Annotated in this window: 14 protein-coding genes; 12 read left to right on the top strand and 2 right to left on the bottom strand. The window is 54.9% G+C overall.

Annotated features, from left to right (window positions below; genetic code table 11):
• The first annotated feature begins 68 nt into the window (after window positions 1–68).
• The 6 genes from pedF (at window position 69) to C8N36_RS02040 (ending at window position 6,222) form a co-directional block, all read left to right on the top strand.
• Window positions 69–740, top strand: coding sequence for a cytochrome c-550 PedF (gene pedF / locus C8N36_RS02015; protein WP_097802635.1), 672 nt, complete (start codon window positions 69–71; stop codon window positions 738–740).
• Window positions 741–770: 30 nt separating this feature from the next.
• Window positions 771–1,721: a substrate-binding periplasmic protein gene (locus C8N36_RS02020; RefSeq protein ID WP_245910700.1), complete on the top strand. Its 951-nt coding sequence runs from the start codon at window positions 771–773 to the stop codon at window positions 1,719–1,721.
• Between the two features lie 85 nt (window positions 1,722–1,806).
• Complete coding sequence (locus C8N36_RS02025) at window positions 1,807–2,325, top strand: SRPBCC family protein (RefSeq protein WP_097802633.1); 519 nt, start codon at window positions 1,807–1,809, stop codon at window positions 2,323–2,325.
• A gap of 67 nt (window positions 2,326–2,392) precedes the next feature.
• Window positions 2,393–2,878, top strand: coding sequence for a (2Fe-2S)-binding protein (locus C8N36_RS02030; protein ID WP_097802632.1), 486 nt, complete (start codon window positions 2,393–2,395; stop codon window positions 2,876–2,878).
• Between the two features lie 98 nt (window positions 2,879–2,976).
• Window positions 2,977–5,340: a xanthine dehydrogenase family protein molybdopterin-binding subunit gene (locus C8N36_RS02035; RefSeq protein ID WP_097802631.1), complete on the top strand. Its 2,364-nt coding sequence runs from the start codon at window positions 2,977–2,979 to the stop codon at window positions 5,338–5,340.
• Between the two features lie 96 nt (window positions 5,341–5,436).
• Complete coding sequence (locus C8N36_RS02040) at window positions 5,437–6,222, top strand: FAD binding domain-containing protein (RefSeq protein ID WP_097802630.1); 786 nt, start codon at window positions 5,437–5,439, stop codon at window positions 6,220–6,222.
• Window positions 6,223–6,304: 82 nt separating this feature from the next.
• On the opposite strand, the gene C8N36_RS02045 is transcribed toward C8N36_RS02040, so the two are convergent.
• Window positions 6,305–8,413, bottom strand: coding sequence for a 4Fe-4S binding protein (locus tag C8N36_RS02045; RefSeq protein ID WP_097802629.1), 2,109 nt, complete (start codon window positions 8,411–8,413; stop codon window positions 6,305–6,307).
• Window positions 8,414–8,515: 102 nt separating this feature from the next.
• Between C8N36_RS02045 and C8N36_RS02050 the strand changes: the two genes are divergently transcribed.
• Window positions 8,516–9,274, top strand: a complete 759-nt coding sequence (locus tag C8N36_RS02050) for an ABC transporter permease (protein WP_097802628.1) — start codon at window positions 8,516–8,518, stop codon at window positions 9,272–9,274.
• Between the two features lie 95 nt (window positions 9,275–9,369).
• Here C8N36_RS02050 and C8N36_RS02055 read toward each other — a convergent pair whose 3' ends face one another.
• Window positions 9,370–10,143: a PAS domain-containing protein gene (locus C8N36_RS02055; protein WP_097802627.1), complete on the bottom strand. Its 774-nt coding sequence runs from the start codon at window positions 10,141–10,143 to the stop codon at window positions 9,370–9,372.
• Between the two features lie 200 nt (window positions 10,144–10,343).
• Here C8N36_RS02055 and C8N36_RS02060 point away from each other — a divergent pair, with 200 nt between their 5' ends.
• The 5 genes from C8N36_RS02060 (at window position 10,344) to C8N36_RS02080 (ending at window position 14,686) form a co-directional block, all read left to right on the top strand.
• Window positions 10,344–11,234, top strand: a complete 891-nt coding sequence (locus C8N36_RS02060) for a YicC/YloC family endoribonuclease (RefSeq protein ID WP_097802626.1) — start codon at window positions 10,344–10,346, stop codon at window positions 11,232–11,234.
• A 3-nt stretch (window positions 11,235–11,237) separates the two neighbouring features.
• Window positions 11,238–11,891: a guanylate kinase gene (gene gmk, locus C8N36_RS02065; RefSeq protein WP_097802625.1), complete on the top strand. Its 654-nt coding sequence runs from the start codon at window positions 11,238–11,240 to the stop codon at window positions 11,889–11,891.
• Window positions 11,888–12,409, top strand: coding sequence for a gamma carbonic anhydrase family protein (locus C8N36_RS02070; RefSeq protein WP_097802624.1), 522 nt, complete (start codon window positions 11,888–11,890; stop codon window positions 12,407–12,409). Before gmk ends, C8N36_RS02070 begins: the two co-directional genes overlap by 4 nt.
• A 63-nt stretch (window positions 12,410–12,472) precedes the next feature.
• Window positions 12,473–13,648 (top strand): trans-sulfuration enzyme family protein, encoded by a 1,176-nt coding sequence (locus C8N36_RS02075; protein ID WP_097802623.1) that lies wholly within the window; start codon window positions 12,473–12,475, stop codon window positions 13,646–13,648.
• Window positions 13,649–14,686 carry a sensor histidine kinase gene (locus C8N36_RS02080; RefSeq protein ID WP_097802622.1) on the top strand — a complete coding sequence of 346 codons (1,038 nt, stop codon included), beginning with the start codon at window positions 13,649–13,651 and terminating at the stop codon, window positions 14,684–14,686.
• Window positions 14,687–14,846: the final 160 nt, after the last annotated feature.

Raw genomic sequence — 14,846 nt, forward strand, 5'->3', positions numbered from 1 at the left:
TGCAGGCAAGCTTGCATAGCCTATCCATTGGTCAAGCAGAACGGAGACCCTTTCCGGGAGGAGACACCATGACCAAACTGACACTGAGTGCCGTAATTCTAGCCATGTTGCCGACGCTGACCCTCGCCCATGGCGATGTGGCCCCGCAGGCGGTTGATACCGCAGGCCTGCCGGAAAACGGCGAAGACTGGCTGACCGAAAACCCTTATCGCGCTGAGGAGGTTGGGGTCGAAACATGGGCTTTGGCTGTGTCCATTGGCGCATCCGGCTACAATCAGAACTGTGCGCGCTGCCACGGGTTGGAAGTGATTTCCGGCGGTTTGGCACCAGATTTGCGGTTTCTGGAAGCCGAAGAATACGGTGACGAATGGTACGCGGAACGTTTCCAGGACGGTTATACGCAAAACGGTATCACCAAGATGCCTGCTTTTGGAGAACTGCTGGGACAAGACGCCGCCTGGGCCATCCGAACCTATATCGAAACCCGCCCGGACGACGATTCCATGGCTGATGTCGCAGATGAGTTAAAAGGCATTCGCGATGTGCTGGCTGCGGGTGGCGGTGATCTCGATGCCCTCAAAATCCGATTGGCCTCGATTGCCGATAACATTGAAACCGTATCTGGTGCACCGGTCGCCGATAGTGCCGCAAGCCGGGCCGCTGCTTTGCTGGACGGGACAGATCTTGGGGTCTCGCGGGCAACAGAAGCCTTGACCATTGGTTTGTCAGCGGCACACTGATCGGACTGCGTTTAGGGGAGGCGGAACACAATGGTCGGACATATAAATCTCATGCATGGGATTTCCAAAAGTTTTGAAAAACTTTTGCGCGTGCCGCAGGCCTTGTGTTTGACTTTGGCGTTATTGCCAGCGCCTGGCCATGCCGCAGATCCCTGCGCCGATCATGTTCCGCAACCCAAACCGCAAAACGCCAGCCGCGATATTGTTGGCGATGATCTGGATAAAATCGTCGAACAGGGCTTTGTGACCTTTGCCCTGTACGAGGATTATCCGCCCTATTCGTGGGAAGACAAAGGCAAAGCGCGCGGCATCGATGTGGATGTGGCGGCGCTTGTCGCCGATTTCATTGGTGTTGAGCCGCGGTTTCATTTTGTGAGCGCCAGCGAAAACCTTGAGGCCGATCTACGCCACAACCTGTGGCAAGGCCCCATTGTTGGCGGAGCGGTCAGCAATGTCATGATGCGTGTTCCTTATGACAGTGCGTTTCGCTGCCGTGTGGAACAAGTGGTTTTCCCCGGTCAATACCACGAAGAATCTATCGCGATTGCCTATTCAACCAAGGCCTATCCGGACGATGAAAAACCTGTCCCAGCTTATTTCCGTTTTGACACGGTATCGGTTGAAAACGATTCTATTGCCGATTTCTACCTGACGCGCCTTGGCGGCGGGCAGGTGGCGAAAGGCGTTCGGCGGTTCCCGGATATGGCCGCAGCCATGGAGGCGCTGAATAGCGGCGATGTAATGGCGGCGATGGGCCCACTCTCACAATTAGAATTTTACGCCGGCGACGGCGTAGAAATCCACCAGCTACCTTTACCCGGATTCGCAAGATCAAAATGGGTTTTGGGTACCGGCGTACATTTTTCATATAGACCATTGGCTTACACCGTCGGTGACGCCATTTCAGCTGGTCTTGCAGATGGCCGGATTGAATCGATTTACCAATCCTACGGTCTGAGCTTTCATCCACCACAATGGTGAATTCAACCCATGGCTTAGGCCATTGGTCTAATATGCCCCATGCGGGCCTGCGCCTAATCTCGGCGCTAACGGAGAGGAAATTATCATGCATATGAGCGATTCCCGTGAGATCAACGCACCCACTTCTGAAGTTTGGGCAGCGATCTTGAACGCAGACGTGCTTATGCAGTGCGTACCTGGTTGCACTGAAATGGCAGGCAATGCCACGGATGGGTTTGATGCGACTGTCGTCCAAAAAGTCGGTCCGGTTAAGGCTACATTTAAGGGCCACGTCACCTTGTCCGATATGGATGAACCCAAAAGCCTGAGGCTGGCCGGAGAAGGCAAGGGCGGCGCTGCCGGATTTGCCAAAGGTGGCGCGGATGTGACTTTGACTGAAACCGAAAACGGCGGCACGCTGCTTCAGTATGAAGTCGAGGCCAAGGTGGGCGGGAAGCTGGCACAATTGGGTAGCCGTATTGTCGACGGCTTTGCCAAAAAGATGGCCGATCAATTCTTTAACAACTTCAAAGCCGCCGTCGAAGGCCCTGCTGAAGACGGCGACACCGCCGAAGAAGCGACTGGTGAAAAGAAAAAAGGCTGGCTTAAGCGGATTGTAAGTTGAGCCACGTCAAACATAGCCCCGGTACGTTGCCGCGGCACAATAATTGAGACTTCAAGGGAGGAGTAAAATGACAGAAGTGACCATGGTGGTGAACGGTAAATCCGTCACCAAATCGGTTAAGGGCAATACGCTCATGACTGAATTTTTACGCGATGAACTGCGGTTGACCGGCACCCACGTGGGCTGTGACACTTCGCAGTGCGGCGCATGTGTTATCCACGTCAATGGCGAAGCGGTCAAAGGCTGCACAATGTTCGCAGCCGAAGCGAGCGGTGCCGAAGTCAAGACCATCGAAAGCATGGAAAACCCCGATGGCTCGCTTGGTGTGATCCAGCAGGCGTTCCAGGATCATCACGGCCTCCAGTGCGGTTTTTGTACACCCGGCATGGTGATGTCGGCCTCAGCGCTTCTCAAGGACAACCCGAAACCGTCCGAAGCTGAAATCCGTGACTATCTTGAAGGCAATATTTGCCGCTGCACCGGTTACCATAACATCGTCAAGGCGATCATGGCTGCCAGCGGTCAGGATGTATCGAACATCGCGGCTGAATAAGCCCCATTTGATTTGAATTCGCGGCGGGACAAACCCGCCACGGGAATTATTTCCGTTAGATGGGGCACGCCCCGTCGACCCAAGGGAGGAAAAGACCCATGCCCAAGGATCATGGCATTGGCGCAAGCCCGAAGCGGCGCGAAGACGTCCGCTTTTTGACTGGCACCGGCAATTATACCGACGACATTAATGTCTACGGCCAAACATACGTTTATTTCCTGCGCTCCGATATGGCGCACGGCAACATCAAAAACATCGACACCGCTGCTGCGGCGGCTATGTCCGGCGTTGTGCGCATCTTTACCGGTGCGGATTTCGAAGGCGTTGGCGGCATTCCATGCGGCTGGCAGATCACCGATGTGCACGGCGAACCAATGCAAGAACCGGCGCACCCGGTTTTGGCGATCGGCAAGGTCCGCCATGTCGGCGATCCGATTGCGGCTGTCGTTGCAGAAAGCCTTGAAGAAGCGCGCAATGCTGCGGAAGCTATCGAAGTTGACATCGAAGAGCTGCCCGCAGTTGTGGACATGAAGGCTGCGTTAGAAGATGGCGCAACCAAAGTGCACGATGATCTGGCTAATAACCTGTGCTACGAGTGGGGCTTTGTCGAAGACAATCGCGCCGCAGTAGATGAGGCGATCAAAAACGCCGCGCATGTAACAACATTGGAATTGCGCAACAACCGTCTGGTTGCCAACCCGATGGAACCACGTGTTGCTTTGGGCCAATACAACCGTGCTGACGATCACAGCACTTTGCACACAACATCGCAAAACCCGCATGTGATCCGTTTGCTGATGGGGGCCTTTGTTCTGGGTATTCCCGAGCACAAGCTGACTGTTATTGCGCCTGATGTTGGCGGTGGTTTCGGCACCAAAATCTTCCACTACGCCGAAGAAGCCTTCTGTACTTTTGCGGCCAAGGCCTGCAATCGTCCGGTCAAGTGGACTTCAAGCCGTTCCGAAGCCTTCATTTCGGATGCGCATGGCCGTGACCACGTGACCAAGATCGAATTGGCACTGGATGCGGACAACAACTTTACCGCGCTGCGCTGTGACACCTATGCCAACATGGGCGCTTACCTGTCGACATTCGCGTCTTCGGTTCCCACATGGCTGCATGGCACGTTGCTGGCTGCAAACTATAAAACGCCGCTGGTCTACACCAACGTCAAAGCCGTCTTTACCAATACCGTTCCGGTGGATGCGTATCGCGGGGCTGGCCGCCCAGAAGCGACGTTCCAGGTCGAGCGCGTGGTTGACAAAGCTGCCCGCGAATTGGGTGTTGATCCGATTGCCCTGCGCCGTCAGAACTTTATCACCGAATTCCCGTATGCGACGCCTGTTGCAGTGGAATATGACACCGGTGACTACAACGCCACCATGGACAAGCTGGAAGTTATCGCTGACATCGCTGGGTTCAAAGCCCGCCGCGCTGAAAGCGAGAAAAAAGGCATGTTGCGCGGTTTCGGCGTCAATTGCTACATTGAGGCTTGCGGCATTGCGCCGTCGAACCTTGTGGGGCAGCTGGGTGCGCGCGCGGGTCTGTATGACGCGGCAACCGTTCGGGTGAACGCCACTGGCTCAATCTCGGTCATGGTTGGGGCGCACAGCCACGGCCAGGGTCACGAAACGGCCTTCCCTCAGGTTGTGGCCGAGATGATCGGCATCGACGAAAGTCAGATCGACATCGTGCATGGTGATACGTCCAAAGTGCCGTTTGGTATGGGGACGTATGGGTCACGTTCTTTGGCGGTTTGTGGATCGGCCATGGTGCGTGCCACTGAAAAAATCATCAACAAAGCCAAGAAAATCGCCGCCCACCTGCTCGAAGCTGCGGATAGCGATATCGAGCTGAAGGACGGCCAATTCTCGGTTGCTGGTACGGATAAATCGGTTGCTTGGGGGGATGTTACGTTGGCGGCCTATGTGCCACATAACTATCCGCTTGAAGACATCGAACCCGGCCTCGAAGAGACTGCGTTCTATGATCCGGCTAACTTTACTTATCCGTCGGGTGCCTATTGCTGCGAGGTCGAGCTTGACCCCGAAACCGGCAAAGTCACGGTTGAGCGGTTCTCGGCGGCGGATGACTTTGGCAACATCGTCAACCCGATGATTGTGTCCGGTCAGGTTCATGGCGGTATTGGCCAGGGTATCGGTCAGGCGCTGTTGGAAAATGCGGCCTATGACGAAAACGGTCAGCTGTTGAGCGCGTCCTACATGGATTACGCGATGCCGCGTGCGGATGATGTGCCATTCTATGCGGTAGATCATTCGGCCTGCACGCCCTGTACGCACAACCCTCTGGGTGTGAAAGGCTGCGGCGAGGCCGGTGCAATCGGATCACCGCCCGCGGTTATCAACGCGGTGATTGATGCCATGCAATCGGGTGGGCACAATGTGACCCATATCGATATGCCTGCGTCTCCGTCGCGCGTATGGGAAGCCATGAAAGGCTAAAAGGAGAGCGCCGGGGGGCCAGCCCCCCGGACCCCCCGGGATATTTTTGGACAGAAGAAGGGCAGGGCTCTTTTGTGTCCGAGGAGGAAGAAAAGAATGTATTCTTTTGAAGTAGAACGTCCGACCAGCGTTGCGGACGCAGCAGCTGCGTTGGGAAAAGACGAGGCGCAAGCCTTGGGTGGCGGTCAGACATTGATCCCCACGCTTAAACAGCGTTTGGCGTCCCCATCTGTTCTGGTCAGCTTGGCCGGTATTGCAGATATCAAGGGTGTGTCGGTTGACGGTGGCACTGTGACCATCGGCGGCGGCACCACCCACGGAGTTGTTGCGGCTGAGGCGGGTGCCTATCCCGCGCTGGCGGCTTTGGCCGGCAATATCGGTGATCCTGCTGTGCGTAACCGCGGTACTATTGGCGGCTCACTGGCGAACAACGATCCGTCTGCTTGTTATCCGTCGGCAGCATTGGCGTCGGGTGCAACCATCGTCACAAACAGCCGTGAAATTGCAGCTGATGACTATTTCCAAGGTCTGTTTGAAACCGCGCTGGAAGAAGGCGAAATTGTCATATCGGTCAAGTTCCCGATCCCTGAAGCTGCGTCTTATCAGAAGTTCGAACAGCCTGCGTCTCGCTTTGCTTTGGTTGGTGTTTATGTTGCCAAATTCGCAGACGGCGTTCGCGTAGCTGTCACCGGCGCGTCTGAGGGTGGCGTTTATCGTTGGAGCGAGGCTGAAGCCGCTTTGAGTGGTAATTTCAGCGCTGATGCGTTGGATGGTCTGACGGTTTCGGGTGATGATATGATCTCGGATCTGCATGGATCGGGTGATTACCGTGCGCATTTGGTCAAGGTCATGACCAAGCGGGCAGTTGCCGCAGCCAGCTAAGGCACCCAACACCCAACAACAAGTTTGAAAGCGCCCTGCATGAAAATGCGGGGCGCTTTTTTGTCTGGCAATCCAAGGTGGGTTATTCGGCGGGCATTTGGTTTGGATGCCCGGAGACGCGCGGCGCGCGTTTGGACGCTTTGGCCTTTAGGATCAGCGGCACGCATTGCGTGTCGTCATCATGGATTGTTACGCAGTCAAGGCATTGGAAGCATTCATCATATTGGATTTCTCCAGACTGGCCAATGGCCCCATAGTTACATTTAACCTTGCACAGCTGACACGGGCTGCCGCATTCCAACCGGCGTGGAATCCATTTTCGAATGCGCAGCAGACCGCCAATCGCCATCAGTGCGCCCAAAGGGCAAAGGTAGCGGCAGAACCCTTTGAAAACAAACAGACCCAAGACGAGCCATAGGCCAGCATAAGCGACATAGTACCATTCGCGCAAAAAGAAGGTGGTGATTGCAGTCTTAAAGGGTTCGATCTCGGCTGCCTTGTCCATGTGCTGCGGGGCAAAAACGGTCACAGCGATCAAACCGAACAAGGTGACATATTTGAGCTTTTTGAGATGTTGATCCAGGTGACGAGGCACTTCAATGATCGGGAGCCTCAGAATGCGGCCGACATGATGCATAAACTCTTGTAGTGCGCCAAAAGGACAGAGCCAGCCGCAAAACAGACCACGCCCCCAAAGCACAAAGCCAACAATTGCGACGGCCCAAACAGCCAACGAGAACGGGTCATACAAAAGGAAAGCGTAACTGCCAGCCGCCATTGTGGTTTGCATGGCTGCCAAAGGGGTCACGATGGACAGCTGGCCCTGGCCCCACCACCCAACAAAGCCCAAAATCACGGCCAGAATGGTCAGGCGGATCGGTGTAAAACTGGTTAATCCGGCCAGTTTACTTTGCCCGAGAAGCAATATTACTGTCAAAGGAACCAGCACCACCGCCAGTATTTTCAGGTCGTTTTGACGATTGCGGACGGCCTCTTCGAAGGGGGATAGACGTTTGATCTTTCCGGGCCGGATAAAGAAGCGTTCGTCGGTTTCATGCGCCACCGACAGATTTTGAGATCCGACTTGTGGTTGCAATTGACCATGTTCACGAATGGCCGTGACATTCATGTTCCAAGGCGATGCAGGATCGAACCCGAGGCGGCGATCTGTCCGTAAAATCAACATCGTACCGTCATGTAGTGCATCAGGAACATCATCCGCCAGCTCAACCAGCAAATCCGCATCGCGCAATGCTATGGGGAAACCGTTTTGTTCGGCTCTTATCCAATCGGGGGCGGTGTTGCGGACAAAGCTGTCTGACACCAGCCCGTGGCGGGCGGTTTCGACGACCAAAATGGGTTCATCAAAGGTCGAAATAGATTTGAAATTTTCGAGTTCTTCATAGGTGTCTTGGGACAAAAGCGCCCGCGCAATTGATTGGGGGCCCAAATCCGCGACCCAAAGGTCCAAAAATGGCTCTTCGGGGAAATCAGCCGCTTCGGGGTCGTCATCTTCCCACAGGGTGCCCGCGAACAACTGCTGCATCTCTGCGTTGGTGACGGTTAAACGAGTCATCAGACCTTGGTCTAAAAGGTCCTGCCAGCTCAGCTGCTCTTGAATGTCGGGATTTGGAAACGCAGGTGGCCCAGAGGCGATCCCGCCCATTTTTTCGCGGGCCACCTGAAGCGCTGCGGCCAAAATGGTTTCATGGGCAATGCGTACGGAAGCCGTTGCCTTGGTTACCCCGTCCAAATAGACCAACCCCGTGCCTTCGGACCCGCCGCCATAAGGCGAACCAACCACCAAACTGTCGGAAATCGAATGGCCTCGATATTGCTCGAAAAACGCGTGGAATGGCGCCTCGCCGAGGCCGGAAACAAAGATCGGTTCATTGTGGCTGAGCAGTTGAACATCCAAAAAACGCCCTTCAAGATCCAGTACTACAAGGATATTTATCGGTGCACCCGAAAATCCGGGCAGCGGCGACATTGGCTCCGTTTGGAAAACATAGCCGGCATGGGCCCCGCCTGAATTGAGCAATTCATAAACGCCATCATCTGACAATTGCGTCCCCAAAGACATGGGCGCATAAATACGGGCGGCGATGTCTTGTTCCGGGGCGGGATCAGCCCAAGAAACAAGAGTGCTGGCGAACCAAAAAAGCGCAGCAATCAAGTAAGAAAATCTCATTCCAGAAAGATATTCGGGGCATGAAGGTTCAGATATGCGACCTTGGTGCAAGGGGGCAGCGCTGACCAAGCACGATAGGCTGCAAGCGAGGGGGACACAGAGATGACCAATGAACGCGCGCCGGTGTATGTGACGCTTTTATCCTTACTGGGCTTGGGCGTATTCTGGTCCATCGCGGCGAAAATCGGTAATGATCCCGATATTTTACCGGCACCGCTTGCGGTTTGGCAGGTGGTGATCACCGAGGCGCAAAACGGCAAGCTCTGGTTTCACATGTCGCACACCTTTGTGAGGGTGATCGCAGCATTTTGTCTGGCGATGTTGGTGGGCGTGGTCTTGGGAATATGGCTGGGCAGCAATCCGAGGGCCAATCGGTGGGCGGACCCATGGGTCACGGTCATGCTAAACTTGCCGGCGTTGGTAATCATCGTGTTGTGTTACTTATGGATTGGCCTGAATGAAGTGGCCGCCATTGTTGCCGTCGCCCTAAACAAAACGGCGATGGTCACTGTGACCATTCGCGAAGGTGTTCGCGCCCTTGATCGCGGCGTTGCTGATATGGCTCAGGTTTACCGTATGGGGCTGGGCACAAGATTGCGTCATGTTATCTGGCCGCAACTGGCGCCTTTTGTGGCGGCCAGCACCCGAAACGGGCTGGCGGTTATTTGGAAAATCGTCCTTGTGGTTGAATTTTTGGGCCGCTCGAACGGGGTCGGATTTCAGATCCACTTGTACTTTCAACTCTTTGATACTGCGACTGTTTTAGCCTATGCGATCAGTTTCACAGGGGTGATGTTATTGGTTGAATATATGGTGGTGCAGCGTTGGGAGCAGCGGGCCAACGCATGGCGCACGGCTTGACCAAACTACAAAAACGCCCGCTCAATATGGGCGGGCGTTTTACGTTGGGTTCTTGGATGACCCATACTTCCTTAGACTGTCAGGCTGGCTGTGTCTCAGTCGTTCGAGACGATCAAACGCAAATGTCCGCGTTTGTTTTGTGGGGAGTCTGACGTTCCCCGAATGCTTTTGCCAGCAGCTGGTTTGGCTGTTTTGGCAGGTGACGCCGCCGACAGTTTACCTTTGAATGGCTTGGCCGGTTCTTGGAAGCTGCGCATCGGAGCCGGTTCAGGCTCACTGACTTTGACGGGGCGGCGATCTGTAATGCCAGACTCTATTTTTGACGAAACCGCCTGCTTTACATCGATGTTTGTGATGGCGAACCGGCGTGGCGTCCGTCCTATTTTTCCATTAGAAACAAAGACTCCCAAACCCCGGCTCATGTCGCCGAAATCAGATTTGAGCGGCAAGAGCAACATATGCCCTTCAAGGTCGGGCTTGCCAAAACCGCCCTCTGCTTTGAGATCAATCCGCACAACCGCAGGGTCGCCGAAGAGTTTGGTAACTGCCTGACCAAAACGATCACGGTCAGACGGGGCAATCAGGCTGGATAGCGGCATTCCGGCAATTTGCATGCCCATCAGATCGGACAAATGGGAACCGGCAACCCGTATTTTTGCCATCGACGGGGCGATCCGCTCCATCAAGAACGCGTATTCCAGCGCATTCTCCATACCGCGTGGATCAATCTGGCTGCGCAGTGGAACGTCATTTTCACTGCACAGGCCATGCCAATAGGCCTCTATATTGCGAAGAGGTGCCAATTTACGATTTTTGTCGCGTTCAGACATCCTTACGACATCCCGACCGTTTCCACCATTGCCCAGCATATGTCCGCTCCTAAAGCCTGTCGCACTGTTGACAGTCTCCCGACCTCCAACTTTGCGTAATCTTCGTTACTGAAGTGTTACTATCAGAGCTTTGTTTCAAATTCGTCCCAATTGTACAGAACAGGTTAACGCAACCTTCAGAAGCTTGCCTTGAAGGCGAGGAGCCGATACGCCATTTCGTGCAATAGTGGAGATGTCTTATGCGTCAGTCAATGACAGGTTTCGCCAGCACCCAAGGTCAGGATCACGGCTTTGTCTGGGGGTTGGAAATACGCGGTGTCAACGGCAAGGGGCTGGACCTGCGTTTGCGCCTTCCTGATTGGATCGAAGGCTTGGAAGTTGAGCTGCGAAAACGCCTGTCATCGCAGCTAAGTCGCGGAAATGTCCAAGTTTCCTTGCGTTTGAACACCGAAGGGTCGGATGGTCTTGCGCGCCTAGATACCGGTCAGCTTGAGTCCGTCTTGACGGCCATGGCTCAGATCGAAACCGAAGCAATGAACCGTGGTTTGTCACTGGCTCCGTCTACGGCTGCGGATATCGTCGGATTGCGAGGCATGATGACCACTGAGGCGGCGGAAATTGATCAAACCGCCTTACGCGCGTCGCTTTTAACAGATTTTGACGAAGCGGTGTCCGATTTTATCGCAATGCGCCAGTCTGAGGGGCAAAAACTGGCTGAAATCTTGAACAGGCAGCTTAACGAAGTCGACTCACTTGTAGATAAGTCCGAGGAATTGGCGATAGCACGGGCACCACAACAAGCAGAAAAACTTCGGCAACAACTGTCCCGTGTGCTTGAAAATGCCGACGGAGTAGATGAAGCGCGATTGGCCCAGGAATTGGCCATCATTGCAGTAAAGGCTGACGTGACCGAAGAAATCGACCGGCTGCGCGCCCATGTAGCAGCCTCACGAGAGCTATTGGCCGAAGCCGGATCGATCGGACGCAAATTTGATTTCCTGATGCAAGAATTTAACCGCGAGGCGAATACTTTGTGCTCGAAATCCGGCGATGCCGAGTTGACGCGCCTTGGGCTGTCGCTCAAGACATTGATCGACCAAATGCGCGAACAAGTTCAAAATGTGGAGTAAGCCATGAGCGAGAACACAAACAATCGTCGCGGCCTGTTGATTATCTTGTCATCACCTTCAGGGGCCGGAAAATCTACTTTGTCGCGCAGATTGCTGGATTGGGATCCAAGTCTGAGCTTTTCGGTGTCTGCCACCACCCGCGCGCCGCGCCCCGGTGAAGTCGACGGAGAGCACTACCATTTTCTTGAAGAAGACGCCTTTAAAAGGCAGGTCGCGGATGATGGCATGTTGGAACATGCGCATGTGTTCGGGAACTTCTACGGCTCTCCCAAGGCACCGGTGCAAAAGGCCATCGAATCCGGCCGCGATGTGTTGTTTGATATTGATTGGCAAGGCGCGCAGCAGATTGTGAACTCCTCGCTTGGGCAGCACACCTTGTCGGTTTTCATCCTGCCGCCATCGATTGTTGAACTGCGCCGCCGATTGATCGGACGCGGCCAAGACAGTGATGACGTGATTTCCAAACGTATGCAAAAAAGCTGGGACGAGATCAGCCATTGGGGCAGTTATGATTACGTGCTGGTCAATGATGATCTGGACCGGACGTTTGAGGATCTTAAAACCATTGTCACCGCCACGCGCCTGCGCCGTTTGCAACAGCCTAGGCTGGTTGAACATGCGCGCGGCTTGCAATCCGAATTTCAGGAGCTGTCATGACCCTTTATCGACTGGCCGATGTGGCCCCCGGCGTTGCTGAATCTGCTTGGGTCGCACCGGATGCAAATGTCATTGGCCGCGTTGTCATGGAAGACAAATCCAGCGTCTGGTTCGGCTGTACCATTCGCGGCGACAACGAAGAGATCCGCGTTGGTGTCGGATCAAACATACAAGAAAACGTAGTCTGCCATACAGATGTCGGGTTTCCGTTGAAGATCGGGGCCGGTTGCACCATCGGCCATAAGGTCATGCTGCATGGATGCACGATCGGCGAAAACAGCCTGATCGGTATGGGCGCGACGATCTTGAACGGGGCCAAAATTGGCAAGAACTGCCTGATCGGGGCAGGGGCTTTGATCACCGAAGGCAAGGAAATTCCGGACGGCAGTTTGGTCATGGGTGTTCCGGGCAAAGTGGTGCGGCAACTTGATGAGGCCGCCATCGACAAGAACCGGTGGTCCGCTGTGCATTACCAGGAAAACGCAGCGCGCTTTGCAATGGAACTGACTGCCGTCTAACGACATTAACCTGTTACACATCCCTGATAGAGCCGTTCGCGGCCCCTAAACGAAAGTTTTGGAATGAAACCCACTTTGCAGCGCCCCGTCGCGATTCCTGTCAGCCAGTCTACCGCCGTGGCGACACCTATTATGCCGTCGGTGGTTTATGCGTCGCAAACACCCGACGAACTGGATGCGCAGTATTCGGGTGAAATCCAGGGCTATACCTATGCCCGCGAGGGGCATCCGAACGCAGATGTTCTGGCCCGCCGGATTGATGCGCTCGAAGGGATGGCGGGCGGTATTATTGTCGGCTCTGGTATGGCGGCGGTCAGCGCCGTTTTAATGGGGCTGTGCGAATCCGGCGATCACGTCATTGGCGGCAATCAGCTTTATGGCCGGTCCTTGCGGATGCTGTCAGAAGACCTGCCGCGCTACGGCATTGAGACATCGCTAGCGGATACGACTGATGCACAAAAAGTGGCTGAGGCAATCAAACCGAATACCAAACTGGTCTTGGTTGAAGTTGTGTCCAATCCGACGATCCGAATTGCGGATCTGGACGGTATAGCCGAGGTTTGCGCACAAAAAGGCGTGCTCTTGGTGGTCGACAATACCTTTACCACGCCCGCGGCATTGAAGCCGGTTGAGCACGGGGCTGATATCGTTTTGCATTCCGTTACCAAGCTGCTGGCGGGCCACGCCGACGTAACCTTGGGCTGGGTGTGCACAAAAGATCCAGCTGTGATGGAGCGGATGACCATTTACGCCGTGACCCACGGGTTGACAGGCAGCCCCTTTGATTGCTGGCTGGCTGAACGCGGTTTGGCCACGTTTGAATTGCGCTATGAACGCGCAGAAAAGACGGCGCAGCGGTTGGCTGATTTTCTGGCGGTGCAGCCCAATGTCAAAATGGTCGCTTACCCAACGCGGCCCGATCACCCCGAATCCGCCCGCGCCCAAAGCCTTCTGCGCGGCAAAGGGGCCAATATGGTCAGTTTTGAAATGGAGGGCGGGCGGTCCGCGGCAAATGCCTTTACCAAAACAGCGTCGGAACTGGCCTTTGCCCCGACTTTGGGCGATGTCGGCACGACAATTTCCCACCCCAATTCATCGTCGCATCGCAATATTTCCGAGGCAGAGCGCGTTGCCAATGGCATCACCGAAGGCTTCTTTCGCGTGTCCGTCGGTCTCGAAGATCCGGACGCGCTGATTGCGGCCTTCGACAAAGGCCTGAAGGCTGCAAAGGATACCTGAATGAACGGCAATGCGGCAGATTTCGTTGATGCGGCGCCATGGCCGGCGCTGCTGGTTCATCCCGATGAACGGATTGTCGCAGCGAATGAGCGGGCATTGGCCTTTTTAGGGGCTGGTATTGTCGGGCGCCATTTCATTACGATTTTGCGGCAGCCGGTTTTGTTGGAAGCCATCGAAGGCTGCCTCGCCGATGGCAAGAAGCGCACATGCGAATATTTGACCAACGATGGCCGTCAAGATGTCACCTACAAGGTCTCGGTGGGAGCCGTCGCGTTGGAACATCAACGCGGAGTTTTTGTCTGTTTCGAAGACGTTACCGCCTTTGAACAAGTGGGCCAGATGCGCCGCGATTTTGTGGCCAATGTCAGCCATGAATTACGCACGCCCCTGACGGCGTTGATCGGGTTTATCGAGACTCTTAAAGGGCCTGCGAAAAACGACGAAACAGCGCGGGCGCGATTTCTGGACATTATGGATGACGAATCCAAGCGGATGAACCGTTTGGTTGGGGATTTATTATCGCTGAGCCGTGTCGAGGCTCAAGAACGGGTGCGGCCTACTGAAGTCATGTATCCTGCCGATCTTATTCGCACCGCTGCGCACAGTCTGAACGCATTGGCCAAAAAGGCCGGCGTCCAATTGGAAACGGATCTGCCCGAAGAAACCGTGTCGATGGTTGGGGATCGGGATCAACTGCGTCAGGTTCTTAATAATCTTGCCGAAAACGCCATAAAATATTCCGGCGCAGGATCAACGGTCACGTTGGCGCTGACAGGTCCCAAATACGAGCCGCGCCTACGTGCGCAGGCTGTGCGTCTGAGCGTGCTGGACACGGGGCAGGGCATCGAACCCCATCATGTCCCGCGTTTAACAGAACGGTTTTATCGGGTCGACAGCCATAGGTCGCGCGAGATGGGCGGCACAGGGCTTGGCCTTGCTATCGTCAAACATATCATCAACCGGCATCGCGGCCGGCTCAAGGTCGCCAGCGTGCGCGGTCAGGGTTCGTGTTTTACCGTCATCTTGCCGGTGGCGTGACACTGATTAGAGCTTGGCCGGGTCATTGATCTGATCCGATGCGCCGCGTTTGTCTGCAGCTTGCCCGATTCCCCTATCGATCATAGCTGCCCTCGGGGCATCCCAAAAATTTGTAAAAAAATCTGCCCAAAACGCAGGAAATAGCCCCGAACCCGCGATT

Origin of the sequence: Pelagimonas varians (assembly GCF_003208435.1) — a bacterium.
GTDB classification, from domain to species: Bacteria; Pseudomonadota; Alphaproteobacteria; order Rhodobacterales; family Rhodobacteraceae; genus Pelagimonas; species Pelagimonas varians.

Coding starts and splice junctions, on each gene's coding strand:
- C8N36_RS02045 (WP_097802629.1), bottom strand. CDS start 8,413: ATGAGATTTTCTTACTTGATTGCTGCGCTTTTTTGGTTCGCCAGCACT.
- C8N36_RS02035 (WP_097802631.1), top strand. CDS start 2,977: ATGCCCAAGGATCATGGCATTGGCGCAAGCCCGAAGCGGCGCGAAGAC.
- gmk (WP_097802625.1), top strand. CDS start 11,238: ATGAGCGAGAACACAAACAATCGTCGCGGCCTGTTGATTATCTTGTCA.
- C8N36_RS02040 (WP_097802630.1), top strand. CDS start 5,437: ATGTATTCTTTTGAAGTAGAACGTCCGACCAGCGTTGCGGACGCAGCA.
- C8N36_RS02055 (WP_097802627.1), bottom strand. CDS start 10,143: ATGCTGGGCAATGGTGGAAACGGTCGGGATGTCGTAAGGATGTCTGAA.
- C8N36_RS02025 (WP_097802633.1), top strand. CDS start 1,807: ATGCATATGAGCGATTCCCGTGAGATCAACGCACCCACTTCTGAAGTT.
- C8N36_RS02020 (WP_245910700.1), top strand. CDS start 771: ATGGTCGGACATATAAATCTCATGCATGGGATTTCCAAAAGTTTTGAA.
- C8N36_RS02030 (WP_097802632.1), top strand. CDS start 2,393: ATGACAGAAGTGACCATGGTGGTGAACGGTAAATCCGTCACCAAATCG.
- C8N36_RS02050 (WP_097802628.1), top strand. CDS start 8,516: ATGACCAATGAACGCGCGCCGGTGTATGTGACGCTTTTATCCTTACTG.
- C8N36_RS02080 (WP_097802622.1), top strand. CDS start 13,649: ATGAACGGCAATGCGGCAGATTTCGTTGATGCGGCGCCATGGCCGGCG.
- pedF (WP_097802635.1), top strand. CDS start 69: ATGACCAAACTGACACTGAGTGCCGTAATTCTAGCCATGTTGCCGACG.
- C8N36_RS02070 (WP_097802624.1), top strand. CDS start 11,888: ATGACCCTTTATCGACTGGCCGATGTGGCCCCCGGCGTTGCTGAATCT.
- C8N36_RS02060 (WP_097802626.1), top strand. CDS start 10,344: ATGCGTCAGTCAATGACAGGTTTCGCCAGCACCCAAGGTCAGGATCAC.
- C8N36_RS02075 (WP_097802623.1), top strand. CDS start 12,473: ATGAAACCCACTTTGCAGCGCCCCGTCGCGATTCCTGTCAGCCAGTCT.